General features: G+C 53.8%; 19 protein-coding genes and 3 tRNA genes. 10 read left to right on the top strand and 12 right to left on the bottom strand.

Annotation, left to right across the window (positions count from 1 at the left end; genetic code table 11):
• Positions 1-29: 29 nt before the first annotated feature.
• Entirely contained in the window at positions 30-353 is a 324-nt protein-coding gene (gene trxA, locus ACFFLD_RS03165) for a thioredoxin (RefSeq protein ID WP_007113240.1), read from the bottom strand.
• A gap of 366 nt (positions 354-719) precedes the next feature.
• On the opposite strand from trxA, the gene cysB reads away from it, so the two are divergent.
• Positions 720-1,694 (top strand): HTH-type transcriptional regulator CysB, encoded by a 975-nt coding sequence (gene cysB, locus ACFFLD_RS03160; protein WP_386035476.1) that lies wholly within the window; start codon positions 720-722, stop codon positions 1,692-1,694.
• Positions 1,695-1,711: 17 nt separating this feature from the next.
• Here the strand turns inward: cysB and ACFFLD_RS03155 are convergent, their stop codons facing one another.
• Both ACFFLD_RS03155 and pabB read right to left on the bottom strand, forming a co-directional pair.
• Positions 1,712-2,332: a phosphoadenosine phosphosulfate reductase domain-containing protein gene (locus ACFFLD_RS03155; RefSeq protein WP_386035473.1), complete on the bottom strand. Its 621-nt coding sequence runs from the start codon at positions 2,330-2,332 to the stop codon at positions 1,712-1,714.
• A gap of 116 nt (positions 2,333-2,448) precedes the next feature.
• Positions 2,449-3,804 carry an aminodeoxychorismate synthase component I gene (gene pabB, locus ACFFLD_RS03150; RefSeq protein ID WP_386035470.1) on the bottom strand — a complete coding sequence of 452 codons (1,356 nt, stop codon included), beginning with the start codon at positions 3,802-3,804 and terminating at the stop codon, positions 2,449-2,451.
• 252 nt (positions 3,805-4,056) lie between these two features.
• On the opposite strand from pabB, the gene ACFFLD_RS03145 reads away from it, so the two are divergent.
• The 6 genes from ACFFLD_RS03145 to ACFFLD_RS03120 all read left to right on the top strand — a co-directional run bounded on the left by ACFFLD_RS03145 (position 4,057) and on the right by ACFFLD_RS03120 (position 12,537).
• Positions 4,057-4,875: a GntR family transcriptional regulator gene (locus ACFFLD_RS03145; RefSeq protein ID WP_386035467.1), complete on the top strand. Its 819-nt coding sequence runs from the start codon at positions 4,057-4,059 to the stop codon at positions 4,873-4,875.
• A 56-nt stretch (positions 4,876-4,931) separates the two neighbouring features.
• A complete protein-coding gene (gene prpB, locus ACFFLD_RS03140) occupies positions 4,932-5,822 on the top strand; it encodes a methylisocitrate lyase (protein ID WP_386035464.1) in 891 nt (296 codons plus the stop codon).
• Between the two features lie 80 nt (positions 5,823-5,902).
• Positions 5,903-7,030, top strand: a complete 1,128-nt coding sequence (gene prpC / locus ACFFLD_RS03135) for a bifunctional 2-methylcitrate synthase/citrate synthase (protein WP_386035461.1) — start codon at positions 5,903-5,905, stop codon at positions 7,028-7,030.
• A 94-nt stretch (positions 7,031-7,124) separates the two neighbouring features.
• Positions 7,125-9,734: a Fe/S-dependent 2-methylisocitrate dehydratase AcnD gene (gene acnD / locus ACFFLD_RS03130; RefSeq protein WP_386035458.1), complete on the top strand. Its 2,610-nt coding sequence runs from the start codon at positions 7,125-7,127 to the stop codon at positions 9,732-9,734.
• 27 nt (positions 9,735-9,761) lie between these two features.
• Complete coding sequence (prpF, locus tag ACFFLD_RS03125; protein ID WP_386035455.1) at positions 9,762-10,988, top strand: 2-methylaconitate cis-trans isomerase PrpF; 1,227 nt, start codon at positions 9,762-9,764, stop codon at positions 10,986-10,988.
• Between the two features lie 52 nt (positions 10,989-11,040).
• Positions 11,041-12,537, top strand: a complete 1,497-nt coding sequence (locus ACFFLD_RS03120) for a bifunctional 2-methylcitrate dehydratase/aconitate hydratase (protein ID WP_386035452.1) — start codon at positions 11,041-11,043, stop codon at positions 12,535-12,537.
• A gap of 76 nt (positions 12,538-12,613) precedes the next feature.
• Here the strand turns inward: ACFFLD_RS03120 and ACFFLD_RS03115 are convergent, their stop codons facing one another.
• On the bottom strand, positions 12,614-12,898 hold the full coding sequence (locus ACFFLD_RS03115) for a ComEA family DNA-binding protein (RefSeq protein WP_386035449.1): 285 nt from the start codon (positions 12,896-12,898) through the stop codon (positions 12,614-12,616).
• 275 nt (positions 12,899-13,173) lie between these two features.
• Between ACFFLD_RS03115 and pyrF the strand changes: the two genes are divergently transcribed.
• Complete coding sequence (gene pyrF, locus ACFFLD_RS03110) at positions 13,174-13,872, top strand: orotidine-5'-phosphate decarboxylase (RefSeq protein ID WP_386035446.1); 699 nt, start codon at positions 13,174-13,176, stop codon at positions 13,870-13,872.
• Positions 13,873-13,944: 72 nt separating this feature from the next.
• On the opposite strand, the gene lapB is transcribed toward pyrF, so the two are convergent.
• From lapB to ACFFLD_RS03095, 3 genes are all read right to left on the bottom strand, one after another.
• Entirely contained in the window at positions 13,945-15,150 is a 1,206-nt protein-coding gene (gene lapB, locus ACFFLD_RS03105; RefSeq protein WP_386035443.1) for a lipopolysaccharide assembly protein LapB, read from the bottom strand.
• Positions 15,151-15,456, bottom strand: coding sequence for a lipopolysaccharide assembly protein LapA domain-containing protein (locus ACFFLD_RS03100; protein ID WP_386035440.1), 306 nt, complete (start codon positions 15,454-15,456; stop codon positions 15,151-15,153).
• A gap of 86 nt (positions 15,457-15,542) precedes the next feature.
• The gene (locus ACFFLD_RS03095; protein ID WP_007113226.1) at positions 15,543-15,839 is read right to left on the bottom strand and encodes an integration host factor subunit beta; all 297 of its coding nucleotides are present in this window, start codon (positions 15,837-15,839) and stop codon (positions 15,543-15,545) included.
• 346 nt (positions 15,840-16,185) lie between these two features.
• On the opposite strand from ACFFLD_RS03095, the gene ACFFLD_RS03090 reads away from it, so the two are divergent.
• Together ACFFLD_RS03090 and ACFFLD_RS03085 are read left to right on the top strand one after the other, a co-directional pair.
• Entirely contained in the window at positions 16,186-16,479 is a 294-nt protein-coding gene (locus ACFFLD_RS03090; RefSeq protein WP_386035436.1) for an FAD assembly factor SdhE, read from the top strand.
• Entirely contained in the window at positions 16,439-16,873 is a 435-nt protein-coding gene (locus tag ACFFLD_RS03085) for a hypothetical protein (RefSeq protein ID WP_386035433.1), read from the top strand. The genes ACFFLD_RS03090 and ACFFLD_RS03085 overlap by 41 nt, the downstream gene beginning before the upstream one ends.
• Positions 16,874-16,927: 54 nt before the next feature.
• Here the strand turns inward: ACFFLD_RS03085 and nadB are convergent, their stop codons facing one another.
• The 5 genes from nadB to pgsA all read right to left on the bottom strand — a co-directional run bounded on the left by nadB (position 16,928) and on the right by pgsA (position 19,835).
• Positions 16,928-18,502, bottom strand: coding sequence for an L-aspartate oxidase (nadB, locus tag ACFFLD_RS03080; RefSeq protein WP_386035430.1), 1,575 nt, complete (start codon positions 18,500-18,502; stop codon positions 16,928-16,930).
• Positions 18,503-18,836: 334 nt separating this feature from the next.
• Positions 18,837-18,923, bottom strand: a tRNA-Leu gene (locus ACFFLD_RS03075).
• Positions 18,924-18,979: 56 nt separating this feature from the next.
• A tRNA-Cys gene (locus ACFFLD_RS03070) sits at positions 18,980-19,053 on the bottom strand.
• A gap of 75 nt (positions 19,054-19,128) precedes the next feature.
• Positions 19,129-19,203, bottom strand: a tRNA-Gly gene (locus ACFFLD_RS03065).
• A gap of 83 nt (positions 19,204-19,286) precedes the next feature.
• A complete protein-coding gene (gene pgsA / locus ACFFLD_RS03060; protein WP_386035427.1) occupies positions 19,287-19,835 on the bottom strand; it encodes a CDP-diacylglycerol--glycerol-3-phosphate 3-phosphatidyltransferase in 549 nt (182 codons plus the stop codon).
• Positions 19,836-19,906: the final 71 nt, after the last annotated feature.

Raw genomic sequence — 19,906 nt, 5'->3', positions numbered from 1 at the left:
GCGGCTGTTGCCTATGTCAGGCTCATTCATCAAGCGTTTTGTTCGATGAACTGTGTTAGTTGAGATTTAGATTGGGCGCCCACCAGCGAGGCGACTTTGGTGCCTGATTTAAACAGCATGACGGTAGGTACCCCGCGCACGCCTTGCTCGGCAGCAATTTCAGGGGCGTCGTCTACGTTAACACTGACCACTTTCAAGCTTTCCTGACGTTCCGCAGCTACTTCATCAACAACCGGGGCCATGACTTTGCATGGGCCACACCAGGGCGCCCAAAATTTCATAAGCACAGGCTGTTCAGCGTTGAGGACTTCTTGCTCAAAATTGGCGTTGGTGACATCAACATTATTAGCCATTTGCTTCTCCCGTTTGCGTTGCTCTTACTGTGTCGTTGCCTCAAATGTAGCAACGGTCATTACGCGGTTCACAAGCGCTCTTCCACCGCGCTGTAACGCTCACCGCGCCAAGTCGTGGGTGAGATGTTAGCGGGCGGGAAGGTTGCTGGCAAATTTCAGATGTAGAGATGTAGGTTATTTGCAGAAATTAAAGGGTGCTGGTAGGAAGAATTTTTTATAATATAAAAGTATTATTGGTTTGTTTTTTATTCTATCTGGTGCTGCATGGATTGATACAAGCCACTCTGCCTATTAGACGAACGGCGATAGCAACCCCATGATGTGCTTCAAGGCGCGACCTGCATAGACAATAAAGAAGGTGAGGATATGAAGCTACAACAGCTACGCTATATTTGGGAAGTCAATCGACATAATCTGAATGTCTCAGCCACCGCGCAAAGCCTATTTACCTCACAGCCGGGGATTTCCAAACAGATTCGCTTATTGGAAGACGAGCTTGGCGTAGAAATTTTTGCTCGCAGTGGTAAGCATCTGACCCGTGTTACACCTGCCGGGCAAGCGATTATAGAACTGGCGGGGCAAGTGTTGCGCCTTACCGATAACATCAAGCAGGTGTCCCAGGAGCACAGCGATGAGCGGCGCGGCAGTTTGGCCATTGCCACCACACACACTCAAGCGCGTTACGCGCTGCCGCCTATTATCAGTGAATTTACGCTAAAGTATCCGGATGTGGCCCTGCATATGCAGCAGGGAACCCCCAAGCAAATTGCCCAGATGGTCAGCGAAGGTCAGGCGGATTTCGCGATCGCCACTGAATCGCTGGAGCTATTTACTGATTTAGTATTGTTGCCGTGTTATCGCTGGAACCGCTGCGTGATGGTGCCCAAAGGTCATCCTTTGGCTACTCACAAAGGCCCGCTGACGCTTGAAGCTCTCGGCAAACACCCACTAGTCACCTACGTATTTGGATTTACCGGTCGATCTCAGTTAGATGATGCGTTTAAAGCAAAAGGGTTAACGCCTAATGTCGTGCTTACCGCTGCCGATGCCGATGTCATTAAAACCTATGTGCGGCTGGGTATGGGAGTGGGAATAGTGGCGCACATGGCGGTCGATGAAGCGCTAGACGATGATTTGGTAGCACTGGATGCAAGTCATCTGTTTGCCAGCTCGACGACCAAAATAGGCATTCGTCGTGGCACTTTTATGCGTGGCTACATGTACGATTTCTTAGAGCGTTTTGCGCCGCATTTAACCCGTGACCGCGTCGATGAGGCGTTAATGGCAGGCCCGCGTCATGAACATCCGTTGTTCGATGATTTAGACCTGCCTGAATATTAATCAAAAACGACGTGTTCTTAATGTTGCAAGTGCAGCCCGCACTCGCGTTTCTCTTCCACCTTGGTTGGGTCAAAGTAGTCAAAGTTGTTGGGTAGGTTATGTGCCTGTAGGTATTGGTACATATCCTTGGCGCTCCACTGCAGCAGCGGAGCTACTTTCAGTAAGCCATCGCTGTTGCGGCTCACCGGCTGCATTTTGGCGCGCTCGGGGGTATCTTCTGCGCGTAGCGCGGTAAACCATACATCGGGCTGCATGTCGTTCAGCGCGCGCTCAAAAGGCTCTATTTTCACTTCCTGAGTAAACGCTGCGTGGCGAGGGTCGTCGATCCCGGGCATGGCGCCTTCCAGTGCTTCGCGGTGAGCGCGAGTGCGACGGGGCACAAAGCTTATAATGTTCAGGTCGAGCTGTTTAATCACCTCGTCGGCGAATTGATACGTCGCTTCGGTGTTATAGCCGCTATCCATCCACACGATTGGGATATCCGGCCGGACCTGACTCACCATATGCAAAATCACCGCCTCAAAGGGGCGAAAGTTAGTCGTGCAAATAGGCCGTGACCCCTGGTCCAGTGCCCACTTAATCAAGCCCTGGGGGTCGTTGGCAAAGTCGCGATTAATGGCTTCAAGCGCTGAGGACATGCTGCCTCCTGTTCAGGTGTAGAATCATACCTATAGGCTATCAAACCCAAGCCCTGACTCCCCAATACCGTTTAGTTAGGCTTTTATATTCCTTTTTGATTTATAACTGCCTCTGCTTATTCCAAAGCGCCAATTAGATGGCGAATCTTATCGATTGTTTCGGTGTACTCCTCCTCGCCAAGCGAGTCTGCCACCAAGCCTCCGCCCCCCCATACATGCAGTCTGCCCGCTTCAGCCACCATGGTGCGAATAGCGATGGAGGTATCCATGCTGCCGCGCCAGTCGATATAGCCCAAGCTGCCGCAGTAAACGCTACGCTGGCAGGGTTCCAGCTCATCAATGATTTGCATGGCGCGTATTTTAGGCGCGCCAGTGATCGAACCACCGGGAAAAGCGGCCTTGAAGAGGCCTAACGGGGTCTCGCTCTCGGCCAACGTGCCCTGAACCACACTCACCAAATGGTGCACGTTGGGATAACTTTCTAAGCGGCAAAGTTGAGGAACACGGATAGAGCCGGTTTTGCATACCCGGCCCAGATCGTTGCGTAGTAGATCGACAATCATGACATTCTCAGCACGATCTTTTCGGCTAGTCATTAGTTGCTCAGCCAGCGCCTGATCCTCTTCATATGTTTTTCCGCGCGGACGGGTGCCTTTAATGGGGCGTGCCTCGACCTCGCCATTACGACATTGAATAAAGCGCTCGGGCGAAAGCGATAGCACAGCTTTGTCGTCCCACTGCATAAATCCCGAAAATGGGGTGGGGGTGGCTTGGCGCAACTGCAGATAGGCCTGCCACTCATCGCCTTGGTAATCAGCATAGAAACGCTGAGCCAAATTGATTTGATAGCAATCGCCTGCGCGAATATAGCGTTGAACGGCATTAAAGCGCGCAGTGTATTGAGCTTGGCTAAGCTCGGCTTGAAAAGTACTCGCCAACGAAAAGTCGCGAGGTTGGGCGGGCCCCTTGGCAAGCCACGCTTCGACTTGCACACGACGTTGAGGCGTGGCGATCAGCCAGGCCTGTTGGGCAATGTGATCCAGGGTTATACACCAGTCGTAAAGCCCTAAGCGTGCCTGTGGTAACGCAAGGGCATGGGTGCTGTTCCTGGGGATAGGTAGTTCATCACGGCCTAAGTCGTAACTCCAGTACCCCATCAGTCCGCCCAAGAAAGGTAAGTCGCTGGTGATGGTGGTGGAGCCGAGCTGATCCAGTAGCCATTGTTGCAGAGCATACGCATCATTAGCTAGGTGACTAGGAGTGGTCAGAGACTCGGCGCTCAGCTGTACCTTGCCATCGCACGTAACGTTTAGCGTCGCTAGCGGATCACTGCTGAGAATGTCAAAGCGACCGGTGGCAATGGGGCGTCCACTATCCAATAGTACGGCACCGGGCCTGTCACGAAGGCAGGCGAATATTCCCAGCGGATCGGGGGAATAGGGCAGGGCAGTTATCGTCAACGCCTTGATCATTAAGCAAACGCCTAGCCGGGAATAAAAGCGGGTTATTTTAAAGCGGTGTAGACAGCGACACCAGCATCAGGCTTGGACGGCTTTTTCACGCAGCGTAAAAAGAGCGTGTGAACAGAGAGATTGTTGACAGGCTACGTCTAGATATAGTGATTAATACAACGAAAGGCGTATAAAAGAGACTAACTTGTCCGGTTGACGGTTCAATTGGCACGCGCTAGAGTTTGATGAATTTTCAATTGTCGACAATTAATTATGGCAACCCCCGTTTCTAGCTCGACCACTACGTCTGACCCTTTATCTGAAGGTGCCAATGTTGAAGCGGCCGCGCCTCAAGCGGATACGTTTCCTCGCGTAACTTCCGTTAACAGCGCTTCAGAGAGCACTACTCCTGAAGTGCGTACCCTCGCCGAAAAAGTATTTCACCAGTTGCAGGACGCCATTGTGCGTGGCGAGCTCGCGCCAGGCAGTAAAATTACCGAGCCTGGGCTGTCTAAAACCTACGGTATTTCGCGGGGGCCGCTACGCGAGGCGATGCGTCGATTGGAGGCGCACCGTTTGATTCAACGTGTGCCTCATGTGGGGGCGCGGGTGGTGCAACTGTCGATGAAAGAGCTGTTGGAACTCTTCGACCTGCGTGAAGCATTGGAGAGTATGGCCGCCCGGCTGGCGGCGGAGCATATGTCAGCTGAAGAGGTGCAGGGGTTACGAGACGTGCTGGCACTGCATGAAGGCCAGGCAGACTTACAGCGCGGAGAAGCCTACTACCAGCGCGAAGGTGATCTCGATTTTCACTACTGCATCGTTCAGGGCAGCCACAACAAAATGTTGATGAATCTGCTGTGCGATGACCTTTACTACCTTGTGCGGCTGTATCGTACCCAGTTTAGTGCCAGCGGCGCCCGGCCTCAGCGCGCCTTTGTTGAACACCATCGTATTGTGGACGCCATTGAAGCGGGGGATGCGGAATTGGCGGAGCTGCTGATGCGCCGCCATGTTAGCGCTTCGCGTACCAATGTAGCCGATCGTTATGCAGCCATCCTTGAACAATCAGTATCATCATCGCCCCGCTAAACATACGATATGTTCCCACCGATGTCGGTGGGGATGACTCACTAGGAGAACCACCCATGCCGCAGATGACTCCTGGCGCCCGTTTTCGGGCCGCGCTTGAGGCGCATCGCCCACTACCTATTTTAGGCACTATCAACGCCTATACGGCACTGATGGCCGAGAAGGTTGGCCATCAGGCCATCTATCTCTCTGGCGGTGGCGTTGCCAACGCTTCGTTCGGCTTGCCGGATCTGGGCATGACGACCATGAACGACGTGGTAGAGGATGCCCACCGCATCTGCGGTGCTACCGAGCTACCGTTACTGGTTGATATCGACACCGGTTGGGGGGGCGCCTTCAATATCGCCCGCACCGTTAAAGAGCTGCAGCGTGCTGGCGTCGCCGCCGTTCATATTGAAGACCAGGTCGCCCAAAAGCGCTGCGGCCACCGGCCCAACAAGTCGATTGTCTCCCAACAGGAGATGGTTGATCGCATCAAGGCCGCGACGGATGCCCGAATAGACCCTGAATTCTTCCTGATTGCCCGCACCGATGCGTTCCAGAAAGAGGGGCTGGATGCCGCCATTGAACGGGCCAACGCTTGCGTAGAGGCGGGGGCGGATGCGATTTTCGCCGAAGCCGTGCATACCCTGGATGATTACAAGGCTTTCTGTGAACGTGTCAGCGCGCCTATTTTAGCCAACATTACCGAGTTTGGGGCAACGCCACTGTTTACCCAGGCTGAATTGGGCGACGTTGGCTGTCGCATGGTGCTTTACCCACTCTCCGCGTTCCGTGCCATGAATGCTGCCGCGCTGCAGGTGTATCAAAGCATTCTCGATAACGGCCATCAGAAAGAGGTGGTGTCGTTAATGCAGACACGCGATGAGCTTTACGATTTTTTGAACTACCACGACTTTGAGCAGAAGCTGGATGCACTGTTTGCAGAACAAGGCGACGATCAGTAAACCGAGTGGCTGCATAACAAGCGATATTCTAGCTACCCAATATTAGACACCTACAATAAAACAGTAATAGGAGACACACCATGGCTGATAAACCCGTGACAGGTGCTGGATTGCGTGGTCAAAGTGCTGGTTCCACCGCGCTATGCACGGTAGGTCAAACAGGCTCAGGATTGACCTACCGTGGGTTTGATATTGAAGAGTTAGCTGAAAAAGCCAAATTTGAAGAGGTCGCCTACCTGCTGCTTAAGGGCAAGCTCCCCAATCAAGGCGAACTCGATCATTACATCAACAAGCTTAAAAGCTTGCGCGGGCTGCCCGAGGCGCTGAAGACAGTGCTTGAGCAAATTCCCAAGGATGCGCACCCGATGGATGTCATGCGCACCGGTACCTCTATGCTGGGCAATCTTGAAACGGAAGAGAGCTTTGATCAACAGCAGGATGTCGCCGACCGTCTGCTTGCGGTGCTGCCTTCGATTATTTGTTACTGGTACCGCTTTTCCCATGATGGCGTGCGTATTGATACGCAAACGGATGATTTGTCCGTCGGCGGTCATTTCTTGAATATGCTGCGCAGCGAACCTGCCTCTGAACTACATGCGCGCGTCATGAACGTATCGCTGATTCTCTACGCCGAGCATGAGTTTAACGCCTCCACCTTTACCGCCCGGGTATGCGCGTCAACGCTTTCGGACATGCACTCCTGTGTGACTGGTGCGATTGGCTCGCTGCGTGGCCCACTGCACGGTGGCGCCAATGAAGCGGCCATGGCGATGATTGAAGACTGGCAGTCGCCTGAAGAGGCGGAAAGCAAGATCATGGGCATGCTGGAGCGTAAAGATAAGATAATGGGCTTTGGTCACGCGATTTATCGCGAATCCGATCCCCGTAATGCGATTATCAAGCAGTGGTCCAAAAAGCTGTCTGAAGACGTAGGAGATAAAGTGCTCTACCCGGTGTCGGAGCGAGTAGAGGAAGTCATGTGGCGAGAGAAGAAGCTGTTCTGTAATGCAGACTTCTTCCATGCCAGCGCTTACCATTTCATGGATATTCCGACCAAACTGTTCACGCCCATTTTTGTCATGTCGCGGCTGACCGGCTGGGCGGCCCATGTGTTTGAGCAACGCGCCAACAACCGCATTATTCGACCCAGCGCTGATTATATTGGTCCTGATAAAAGCGAGTGGGTGCCCCTTGAAGAGCGCAATTAAGCGACCGAGCTAACACGCTGATCTGCTATTTCCCCCCGACAGCTGCGGCTGTCGGGGCCGCTTCCTTGTTCTGCTTGCCGAGAGTGCGCCTGCTATGAATACCGATTACCGAAAACCCCTACCTGGCACTACGCTTGAGTTTTTTGATGCTCGCGAGGCGGTAGAGGATATAAAGCCCGGCGCCTATGCCAAACTCCCCTATACGTCCCGCGTGTTGGCGGAACAGCTGGTGCGCCGCTGCGACCCCGGGCTACTCACCGATGCATTGACGCAGTTGATCGAGCGCAGGCGTGACCTGGATTTCCCCTGGTATCCTGCACGCGTGGTGTGTCATGACATCCTGGGGCAGACCGCTTTGGTCGACTTGGCCGGGCTACGTGATGCCATTGCCGAGAAGGGGGGTAACCCGGCGAAAGTGAACCCCGTGGTGCCCACCCAACTGATTGTCGATCACTCGTTAGCGGTGGAGCACCCAGGCTTTGAAGAGGGCGCGTTTGAGAAAAACCGTGCCATCGAAGATCGCCGCAATGATGACCGCTTTCACTTTATCAACTGGACCAAGACCGCCTTTGAAAATGTCGATGTGATCCCGCCCGGTAATGGCATTATGCACCAGATCAATCTGGAGAAGATGTCACCCGTGGTCCAGAATCGCGACGGCATTGCCTATCCCGATACCTGTGTGGGAACCGATAGCCACACGCCCATGGTGGATGCCCTTGGGGTCATCTCCGTAGGGGTGGGGGGCTTAGAGGCCGAGAGCGTGATGCTGGGCCGCGCCTCCATGATGCGTCTGCCGGATATCGTTGGCGTGGAACTGACCGGCAAGCTGCAACCTGGTATTACCGGGACCGATATGGTGTTGGCGATTACCGAGTTTCTTCGCAAGGAGCGCGTGGTAGGCGCTTACCTTGAATTTTATGGTGAAGGCGCCGATGCATTGACGGTGGGGGATCGCGCCACTATTTCAAACATGACGCCTGAATATGGCGCGACGGCGGCGATGTTCTACATCGATGGTCAGACCATCGACTATCTGAAGCTTACCGGCCGTGAGGATGAACAGGTAGCGCTGGTTGAAACCTACGCCAGGCACACCGGGCTCTGGGCGAATAGCCTGACCGAGGTCGAGTATGAGCGGATACTCAGTTTTGATCTCTCGTCGGTAAACCGCACGCTGGCCGGGCCTTCCAACCCCCATGCACATCTACCTACCTCCGAGCTGGTCACGCGGGGTATCGCGGTTGGGCTTGACGCGGCGCGCGAGGAGGAGAAAGCCGGCAGAATGCCCGATGGCGCGGTGATTATTGCCGCTATCACCAGCTGTACCAACACTTCAAACCCTCGCAATATGGTGGCAGCAGGGCTAATTGCACGGAATGCCAACCGGCTTGGCCTGATCCGTAAGCCTTGGGTGAAGTCATCGCTGGCGCCGGGCTCGAAAACCGTCAAGATGTATCTTGAAGAAGCCGGTTTGATGAGCGAGCTGGAAAATCTTGGCTTCGGTGTGGTGGCGTATGCGTGCACCACCTGCAACGGCATGTCCGGAGCGCTGGATCCGAAAATCGAGCAGGAGATTGTTGAGCGCGATCTTTACGCGACCGCCGTGCTGTCAGGCAACCGCAACTTCGATGGGCGAATTCACCCCAATGCCCAGCAGGCTTTTTTGGCATCGCCGCCATTGGTGGTCGCCTACGCCATTGCCGGTACCATTCGCTTTGATATCGAAAAGGATGTGTTAGGTGTCGATCAGGCGGGCAATCCGGTCACGCTGAAGGATATCTGGCCTGAGGATGAAGAGATCGATGCGATTGTTAAAGCGTCGGTAAAGCCGGAGCAGTTCCGTCAAACGTATATTCCCATGTTTGACCTGGACAAAAGCGCTCGCGCCCAGGTTAGCCCGCTGTACGACTGGCGACCCCAGAGCACCTATATTCGTCGCCCACCTTATTGGGAGGGCAATATGGCCAAAGAGCGCACTCTTAAAGGCATGCGCCCGCTGGCGATTTTGCCGGACAATATCACTACTGATCATCTTTCGCCGTCTAACGCGATTCAGCTTAACAGCGCATCAGGTGAGTATCTGGCCAAAATGGGGGTGCCGGAGGAGGACTTTAATTCCTACGCGACTCACCGCGGCGATCACCTCACCGCGCAGCGTGCCACCTTTGCTAACCCCAAGCTCTATAACGAAATGGTGCGCGATGCCGATGGCGTCGTGCAACAGGGCTCGCTTGCACGCGTTGAGCCAGAAGGGGAAGTGACCCGCATGTGGGAGGCCATTGAAACGTATATGGCACGTAAGCAGCCGCTGATTATTATTGCCGGTGCTGACTACGGCCAGGGCTCATCGCGGGACTGGGCGGCCAAAGGCGTGGCCCTGGCGGGTGTCGAGGCGATCGTCGCTGAAGGCTTCGAGCGTATTCACCGCACTAACCTAATTGGAATGGGCGTGATGCCCTTAGAGTTTGCGCCAGGCACCACGCGCCTGACCCTCGCATTGGACGGCACCGAAAGCTTTGATGTAGAAGGTGAAGTGTCGCCGGGCGCGATGCTGACGCTGGTGATTCACCGTCGCAATGGTGACAGCGAACGCGTGGTGGTGAAGAGCCGCTTGGATACTGCCGAGGAAGTGTCGATTTACACCGCGGGCGGCGTGCTGCAGCGTTTTGCCCAGGACTTCCTTGAATCAACGGCTGCTTAGGCCGCGTGGCTGATCGGAGTGAACGTAATGAGTGACACACAACGTGACGCAGACGCTACGAACAGCGCTGCGCCACAAATAAAAATTCTAGCGACCTATATGCGCGGCGGCACCAGCAAAGGGGTGTTTTTCAAGCTAAGTGACCTGCCCGCTGCTGCCCAGGTGCCAGGCGCCGCCCGGGACCAACTGCTGTTACGCGTGATCGGTAGTCCCGACCCTTATGAAAAGCACATTGACGGGATGGGAGGCGCTACCTCCAGCACCAGCAAAACGGTGATTCTGTCGAAAAGCACCTCTTCTGAACACGATGTGGATTACCTGTTTGGTCAGGTCGCCATTGATAAGCCTTATGTGGACTGGAGCGGCAACTGCGGCAACCTGTCGGCAGCGGTCGGCCCGTTTGCGATTGCCAATGGCTTGGTGGATGCCGCCCGCATTCCAGAAAATGGGGTCGTTGAGGTTCGTATCTGGCAGGTAAATATTCAGAAAACCATAGTCTCTCAGGTGCCTATCGTAAAGGGTGAGGTACAGGAAACCGGCGATTTCGAGCTGGATGGTGTGACGTTCCCCGCCGCTGAAATCCCCGTGGCCTTTATGGACCCAGCCGATGGCGAGGGGGCAATTTTCCCCACCGGCAATCTTGTCGATGAGCTAGAGGTTCCTGGGGTGGGGGTGCTAAAAGCCACTCTCATTAATGCGGGTATTCCAACGGTGTTTATTAATGCCGCCGACATTGGTTACACCGGCACCGAGCTTCAGGAGGCAATTAACAGCGACAGCAAAGCACTTGGGATGTTTGAAGCTATCCGGGCCCATGGTGCTTTGCGCATGGGGCTGATTAATGAGATTGGTGAAGCCGCCAATCGGCAGCACACCCCCAAAGTGGCGTTTGTTGGCCCGCCTGCGGATTACCTCTCCTCAAGCGGTGTCGCCATCGATTCAGGCAATATAGATCTGCTGGTGCGGGCGCTCTCCATGGGTAAACTGCACCATGCCATGATGGGTACTGCGGCCGTTGCGATTGCTGCCGCAGCGGCGATTGATGGCACGCTAGTGAACCTCGCCGCCGGTGGTGGTCAGCCGGGAAGTAAAAAACGTGACGCAGTGACGTTTGGTCACCCATCGGGCAGCCTGCGTGTAGGTGCGGAAGCCAGCTTCATTGATGGACGTTGGCATATCGAACAGGCGGTGATGAGCCGGAGCGCGCGGGTGCTGATGGAAGGGTTTGTACGCATCCCTGGCGACAGCTTTTAAGAATCGTTTCTTGGGCCATACTGAATGGATGGGTATTTAAGAGGAGAGAGTCATGTGTGCCAGACCGTCCGCCACATCCGAAACCAATGAGCGCCCCGATTATGATCCCGAACTACAGGCGATTGCCGACTATGTGTTGAATTATCAGGTGGAGTCGCCTGAGGCATTAAATACCGCCCGTTACTGCCTGATGGATACGCTTGGCTGCGGATTGCTAGCGCTGCGCTTTCCGGAGTGCACGAAGCATCTTGGCCCACTGGTGGAAGGGACGGTGGTGCCATGTGGTGCGCGCGTACCGGGAACCTCGCTGCGCCTTGATCCGGTCAAGGCGGCATGGGACATCGGGTGCATTATTCGTTGGTTAGATTACAACGATACGTGGCTTGCCGCCGAGTGGGGGCATCCTTCTGATAATCTCGGCGCCATACTCGCTGTAGCCGACCATCTTTCTCAACGTCAGGTTGCCCATGGAGAAGCACCATTGGTCATGCGTGATGTACTCAACGCCATGGTCATGGCTCACGAGATACAGGGCGTACTGGCGTTGGAGAATAGCTTTAATCGTGTCGGGCTCGATCATGTAGTGTTAGTGAAAGTAGCGTCTACGGCGGTGGCCGCCAAGCTGTTAGGCGCCACCAGAGAGCAATTGCTCTCGGCGCTTTCTCACGCCTGGGTGGATGGCCAAAGTCTGCGTACCTATCGGCACGCGCCAAATGCAGGCTCGCGTAAAAGCTGGGCGGCAGGCGACGCGACCTCTCGAGGGGTACGTTTGGCGGATATCGCGATGCGTGGTGAGATGGGAATCCCCGGTGCGCTGTCGGCACCCCAGTGGGGCTTTTACGATGTGATGTTTAGCCACGCTAATAAAGACATGAGCTTAAAGCCGGAAGCCGACCGAAGGTTACGTTTCCAGCGTCGCTTCGGTAGTTATGTGATGGAAAATATCTTGTTCAAGATTGCTTTCCCTGCGGAGTTTCATGCTCAAACGGCTTGTGAAGCCGCCATGCTGCTCCATACCCAAGTAAAAGATCGCTTGGCAGAGATCGATAAGATTGTGTTAACGACCCATGACTCGGCGATTAGGATTATTTCCAAGACCGGTGCGCTGGCGAATCCAGCGGATCGTGATCACTGCTTACAATATATGACGGCGGTGCCACTTATTTTTGGCTCGTTAACCGCTGAACATTATGAAGACAGTTTCCATGCCGCCCATCCACTGATTGATGAACTGCGAAATAAAATGGTGGTGGAGGAGAGTGCTGACTATTCAACGGCTTATCATGACCCGGAAAAGCGCTCGATTGCTAATGCGGTGCAGGTATTCTTCACTGATGGAAGTACGACTGAAAAAATCGCCGTGGAATATCCCTTAGGCCATCGTCGTCGGCGCGATGAAGGGATGCCGCTTTTGGTTGAGAAGTTTGAGCATCATTTAGCAACGCGATTCTCAGCCCAACAACATCGCCATATTGCCGCGCTATGCAGGGATCAAGCAGCGCTGGAAGCCCTTCCTGTGCATACATTCATGGATATGTGGATGATATAAAGCGCGATGCAACTACGTTACAAACACCCGGCGCGTTTAAACGCTGCCGGGCTGTTATCGTACTCAGTTGATCATATTATTCAGAAAAAATGACCTGATCCCGCATACGATCAACCGTAGCGGATCCAATGCCGCTAACGCGAGCCAGTTCTTCAGCGCTTTCAAAGGCGCCGTTTGTTTCGCGCTCTTCAATAATGGCCTCTGCCCGGCTAGGGCCGATGCCCGGTAGTTCGGCCAATAGTTCAGCATCGGCGGTGTTGACGTTAATGGGAGCAATATCCTGAGCCAACGCTCCACTGGAGAACGCACATCCAAGGCTCAGCAGGAGGGCGGCTAGAGTTCCTTTAAGTGATACGGTCATTCTCAAGTTCCTTATTCGTGATGAGTGTTAACGAACGCGGTGCGCGGTTCCATCGCGATAGCATTAATAGCGAAAACCTGAGAGCAATCGGAACGGCGCAACATAATTAACTTAACTTTATAGGGCGGGTGTTGCTGTCAGCGATGTAGGACAGCTGTTGTAAGTTTTTAGCTATAGGAGTATGGCAAATGACTTACAGTCCATAGCGTTCATACTGAGCGCAAGGAGGGGGGAGAGGCTGATATAATGATTAAAAATGTATTTGGAGCAATATTGTGGCCACCGATTCCCCGATTATTATTGCGCTGGACTATCCTTCGCTGGATGCGGCTCTCTGCATGGCTGATCAATTAGATCCTGCGCGTTGTCGCGTAAAAGTGGGTAAAGAGCTGTTTACGCGAAGTGGCCCTGCGGTGCTTGAAGCGCTACATGGACGTGGATTTGAGGTTTTCTTAGACCTTAAATTTCACGATATTCCTAATACGGTGGCAAGCGCCGTGCAGGCAGCGGCCGAGCAGGGCGTATGGATGGTCAACGTGCACGCAACTGGCGGTCAGCAAATGATGGAAGCGGCAGTAAAACGTCTTGATCAACACGGCCTGACCACTCATTTAATTGCCGTGACGGTATTGACCAGTATGCAAGCCGACGATTTAGCCAGTGTCGGTGTTACTGGCGCATTGGCTGAACACGTGGAGCGACTGGCGCTGCTGGCAAAGCAGAGTGGCTTGCACGGCGTCGTTTGTTCTGCCCAGGAGTCGGCGCAGATTAAAGCCCTATGCGGTGAAAACTTTTTAAAAGTGACGCCCGGTATTCGTCCAACCTTTGCCGTCGCGAATGATCAACAGCGAATTATGACCCCCGCGGATGCCATGAAGGCCGGCAGCAGCCACCTGGTCATTGGCCGCCCCGTTACCCAAGCGTCAGACCCGATGGCAGCCCTTGAAAGTATTGAAGCCGAGCTAGCAGGCTAGCTCGGCTTCAACGACACAAGACAAGTGAATCATATACAGCGCCCTTTATCGTGAGGGGCGATCTATAAGCGGCTATTCGCCCTCCACGCCAATGACCGGTTTTATGGTGCCCCAGAAGCGGCAACTAGGGCATTGCCACTGTAGGGCGTCGCTGGCAAAACCACAGCGTTGGCAGCGATGCCGCGTGCGGTTAATGAGCAGCGCATCGGTATGGTATTTGAGCAACAGCAGGCGTGTATCAGGGGAAGGTTTCCCACTTAACCGCTGACTTTCGATATACAGATCAATCAAATAATCCAGTCCACCTAAACTAGGCACCGCACGGAGACGTTCTCCTACTAGTTCTATTGCTTTGTCGACGCCGTCGCGTTGGTGAACAAGCTGGCCTAGCGCAATAATGATGCTGGTATAGGGCGCTTGCTCCAGCAGTCGATAAAGGTGTGCTTCGTATGCCGCTTCATCATTGTTGCGCCAATAAGCATGTTTAAGAGCGGGGAGCATGGTTGGAATATGGGCCGTCTCCTGCCCAGGAACGTTATCTAGTCGTTCAATGGCGCGGTCATAGTGGCCGTTTTCCATCTCTAAATCAGCCAGTAGCAGCGTGGCACGAACACAGTTTTCGTCCAACTGAAGGGCTTTTTTTAGCTGTTTTTTGGCCATTGGTCTGCTGGCGTTGCCAATGTCTTCCAGTGCCAGTTCGCATAGCCAGTGAGCCGCAGGCCGACGCATTTTAGGGTACTGTTTCAGCAGCGGTTGAATAACATCCAGTGCCTGCTGCCACGCTTTTTCGCGCTCGAGTAAATCGATCAGCAGGTGCTTGGCAGCATAACGGTGGTCTTCATCAGCGGAGTTTTGGATAAGCGTGTTGAGCAAACGCTGAGCACGGTCATGCACTCCTAACGCCATAAAATCGCGTGCTAGTTCTAGCTGAACCTGCTCGTTGGTAGAGGGTGATAGAGCAGGGCGTGCTAACAAATTTTGGTGAATACTCACCGCTTTGTCGGCTTCGCCACGGGCGCGAAACAGCTTGCCAAGGGCGATATGGGTATCCACCGTATCGCTGTTGACGGCTAGCACGTTAATAAAAATATTGATGGCTTCGTCGGGCTGCTCGTTAAGCAGATAATTAAGCCCGACGAAGTAGTCCCGGGAGGGCTCATTCAGTGATGCTGAGTGCGACTTAGCACTTTGCTTGTGGCGGCCGGCTTGGCGATAGCCTAATGCGTAGCCGATCGCAATAGCGGCTACTAATACGCTTATCAGCGCGACATCCAGCATTTAGGTCAGTTCCTTGAACTCCTGAGTGCGTAGGCTATCAAGCTCTTTACGCTGCTGCTTGTTATGCCGGTGACTGCGAGCAAGTGCCGCCTTTAACCGCACGTATACGCCAAGCATGGCGAGCATACCCACAATAACGCCCAACACCAACGTTGCGAGTAGCCAAACCGAAAGCGATACGGCGGGCAGCTCCAGCCAAATAAGATTCAAGGCGACAGTTTGCTGATTATTAACGGCAAACAAAATTCCTACGAGTACTACTATCAGCAAAATAACGGCTAGTAACAGCCCTTTTATCCAACGCATGTGAGTTTCCTAATGAGTGTCGTTCACGGTAGCGCTATTGTGTATGACTCGGGGCGCGACGTCATCCCGCGATAAGTCGGATAACGTTAATAACCGAGTGCGCGGCTTGCGTCTACCTGTTCACGTAGCTCCTTGCCAGGTTTAAAGTGCGGCACGTATTTACCTTCCAAATCAACCGCATCGCCGGTTTTAGGATTGCGTCCTACACGAGGTTCCCGGTAGTGAAGCGAGAAACTACCGAAACCACGGATCTCAACGCGACCACCGCTGGAGAGGGAATCCGTCATGTCGTCCAGAATAATCCGCACCGCGGTTTCAACGTCTTTGGCGGACAACTCGGGCTGACGCATCGCAATTTGTTCGATTAATTCAGATTTAGTCATCGATTGGCTCCCTGCGAATATTGAAGGCCGTGACGCGCTCTCGACCTCACTCATATTAAACTCAGCATACTGTGCAAATCAGAATAAAACAATTCAGATAAAACAAGGTACTAGACTCATTAACAACATAGGTGAAGGAGCGCGATGGCGCGACCCTGATGGTTAAATGTTATTTATAACCAAGGGGGCTTGGCTGTGGGGCCATTCATCAGCTCAATGGCTGCCGTTATTCTGGATAAAAAAGTCCGTTTCTTTGATTTTTGGTTCGCCTGATCTGCGTTCGCTGACTTTTCAGGTCCACCCTAGGTATACTGATGCTTCATTTACTAACTCGGAGCGGCTGACGTTGAACGATGATAATTCCCCAGCGGCCATTTTGCGTAAGCGACTTTATTGGCACTCTCGTCGCGGTATGTGGGAGCTTGATCTGCTGCTTATCCCTTTTCTTGAACAGCGTTTTGATGGTCTCAGCGAGGCAGATCAGTTGGCCTACCAGCAACTGATAGAGGGTGAAGACCAAGACCTGTTTGTCTGGCTGATGCATAGAGAATGGCCTGAAGAGCCTAGTCAACGACGTATCGTCCAAATGATCGTAGAACATGCTGAAACCACCGATAATTCTGCCTATCGTACGCTCTAAGCTAGCGCTTTTCATGGAGTGCAGTCTTTGGGGGGCGTTAGTGGTGCTTGGTTTTTGGGTAGGCGGTGCATCGGTGGCAGTCATATTGCTGTTATTCGCTGCTGCTTTGGGCTGGCGCGCCTATTGGCGCCAGCCCGTGGGGGTGCTTTCATTGACGTCGACCGCGACGCACATTCATGCCCACTGGAGGTTACCCAACGAGCATACCTCCAAGACGGACACGCTAAGGCAAAACGAAGCGCCGGTTAAGGCGTACCCTGTTAGCTGTGATTATCTGGGACCATGGCTGATAGGGCTTCATGTTGGACAGCAACGCCTGTGGTTGTGGCCGGACAGCGCGCCTCAAGCCAGGCTCCGCGACGTGCGTAAGTTATTTCACTCGCCTGGTCGGTAATAAAGGTCGGTAAGAAACGCTGGCGGCCCTGATCGATGCTTTCATCTTACCCCGTTAGTCATTTAAATCTTTTATAGTCCGCGTTGAAACAACTGCTGACGATGCCAGTTGTGGCCAGTCGTTAGTGTAATGTAGACCCCGCGATTCATGTCGCTGCTGAGCAGAGCGAACCGTTAATAACGCTAATTGAAGCGCTTGGTGCAAGCGTTTGCCCTGAGGATTCGCTAGGGCGCCTTTTTCCTCCTCCATGCGTTGCAACAGGCACTTTAAATCCGTTAGGGCGTTATGTAGCCCAGTGTCGCTACGCACAATAGAAACATGCTGGCTCATGGTCGCCCGCATACGTTGGCGTATGTCGCTCAGTAACGTGCTGGGTTCGGCCACCGCGATAGGTAGCGACGGTGGTATAAATTGGTGGCTAGCCGGGGCGTCGTCTTCAAGCAGCGCCTGCGCACAGCTGCGCGCAAAAACCAAGCACTCTAGTAATGAGTTACTGGCCATACGATTGGCGCCATGTAGCCCGGTATAGGCGGTTTCGCCAATCGCGTAAAGGTTGGCGACGTCAGTAGCGCCCTGCAAGTTGGTAGCCACGCCGCCGCAGCTATAGTGAGCGGCAGGCACGACGGGAATGGCCTGCTGGGTAATATCCATGCCTCTGGATGCGCAGTGCGCCACAATCGTGGGGAAGTGAAGGCGAATGGCATGATCGCCTAAATGGCGAATATCGAGCCATACATGCCCTAACGTACTGCGCTGTATCTCGGCGTCAATCGCGCGAGCTACTATATCGCGAGGAGCCAGCTCTGCACGTGAATCCAGCGCTGGCATAAAGCGCTGACCTTTTGCATTAAGCAGGTGTCCACCTTCGCCGCGTACCGCTTCGCTGATGAGAAATGCCGGCCCTTCCGGGTCAAACAGGCACGTGGGGTGAAATTGCTGAAACTCGAGGTTGGTCAAGCGAGCGCCGAGTTCGGCAGCCATCATCATGCCTTCGCCACTGCTCGGCGATGGGGTTGTGGTATGGCGATAAAGGCCGCTGGCGCCGCCGGTCGCCAGAACGGTATGGCGTGCAGTTAATAAGTGCCATTCTTGGCTTGCATCGCAACCATAGGCGCCACAACACGCCCCTTGCTCGTTTTGTAGTAAGCCAACCACCGTTAAATCATGGCGCTGGGTGATTCGTGGATGCTGTGCCACCGCGCCCAATAATATATCGACCACGGCGCGGCCGGTGGCGTCATCGGCGTGGATTATCCGGCGTGCACTGTGCCCCCCTTCACGGGTCAGGTGATACGGGTAGGGCGCGTTGGGGGCAGTTTCTGGTGTGAAGGGGACGCCTTGGTCAATGAGCCATTCAATAGCCGCAGGCCCATGGGTGACGGTAAAGCGTACGGCGGCTTCATCGCAAAGCCCGTCTCCGGCAATCAATGTGTCACTGATATGCGCGTCCAGGCTGTCATCTGGAGAGAGAACGGCGGCAATGCCGCCTTGGGCCCAGCGGCTGGCACCATGGTCATCGTGAGCGGGACGAACCAGCGTTACCGACTTATGGTTAGCCACTTCCAGAGCCAGTGTTAATCCAGCGACGCCGCCGCCAATGATTAGGACATCGGATGTGGGCGTGCTCATAACCTGCTCCTTAGTTCTGCTGACGTTACATTAGCGCTAATCGATATGGTGACAGGCAGCTCAAGTTTGATCGCTCGATGCTTGACTGACGTTAGCGAAGTTGCGCGTATGAAAATATCGCTTAACCGTTGCTAGTAAAGGCTTTTAAGCTTTTTTACGGCACGCATCATAGCGTGACGATTAGCGTTTAGCGATATTAGCACGCAAAATAAACCATGAACGGGCATAGTGAGGAGAAGTAGTTAACGCAGGGTAGGGTACTGATAGAGGCTGTTGACAGCACGCTGCTGACACAAGCGAAGACTGGATTAAGAGGAGAAATAAAAAATAAGAATGGTGCCCGGAGCCGGACTTGAACCGGCACGGGGTTGCCCCCGAGAGATTTTAAGTCTCTTGCGTCTACCGATTTCGCCATCCGGGCAAACATCGCAATGAGGTAGCTACACGAGTGCGTAGAACGTCATTACTACACAAAGATGGAGGCTGGAGTCGGAATCGAACCGGCGTACACGGAGTTGCAGTCCGCTGCATAACCACTCTGCCATCCAGCCTCAAACGCGTCGTTTCGCAAAATAGTTGTCTCGATCATTGATGTACCGCTTACGATCTTGACCACCATTTAGCGATGGAGCGGGAAAGGAGATTCGAACTCCCGACCCTCGCCTTGGCAAGGCGATGCTCTACCACTGAGCTATTCCCGCTCGACTCGAGGGCGAATTATACGGATCACCGCCAAGTTGTCAATCAAACAATTAAGGTATGTGCTTGTTTAGTTAACAGCAGCTTACATGGACCGGCTAAGATGCGGCCAGGCCGCCTTGAGGTACTGAATCATCGACCACAGCGTTAAAATAGCGGCGGCGTACAGTACGACAACCCCCAGCAGAGCAATATCGTGAGTTGGCGGCAGGGCCAGCAAAATAAGTAGCGCCACCATTTGCAGCGTTGTTTTTAATTTGCCCACCCAGGACACCGCCACCATGCCGCGCTTGCCCATCTCTGCCATCCATTCGCGTAACGCAGAAATGACGATTTCGCGACCAATAATGACCAGTGCCGGTAACGTTAGCACTAATGTGTCATAACGTTCGATTAGCAGCGCCAACGCAACGGCGACCATCAGCTTGTCGGCGACGGGATCAAGAAATGCACCAAACGGTGTCGACTGATTCCAGCGTCGCGCTAAATAACCGTCCAGCCAATCAGTAATGGACGCTAAGCCAAATAGACCTGCCGCGACAGGCATGCTCCAACTGAAAGGTAGATAAAACAGTACGACCAGCAGCGGAATAAAGGCAATTCTTGCGAGTGTCAGTATGTTGGGTATATTCATCGCAGGGTGCGATCCTTGCTGGAAAATCAGAGAATTCGAAATGTCTGGGGGATATTCTATCCCCCTTAGCC

Source organism: Vreelandella sulfidaeris (assembly GCF_042429665.1).
Lineage (GTDB): Bacteria > Pseudomonadota > Gammaproteobacteria > Pseudomonadales > Halomonadaceae > Vreelandella.
This window is presented reverse-complemented; position numbering and strand designations above follow the sequence as displayed.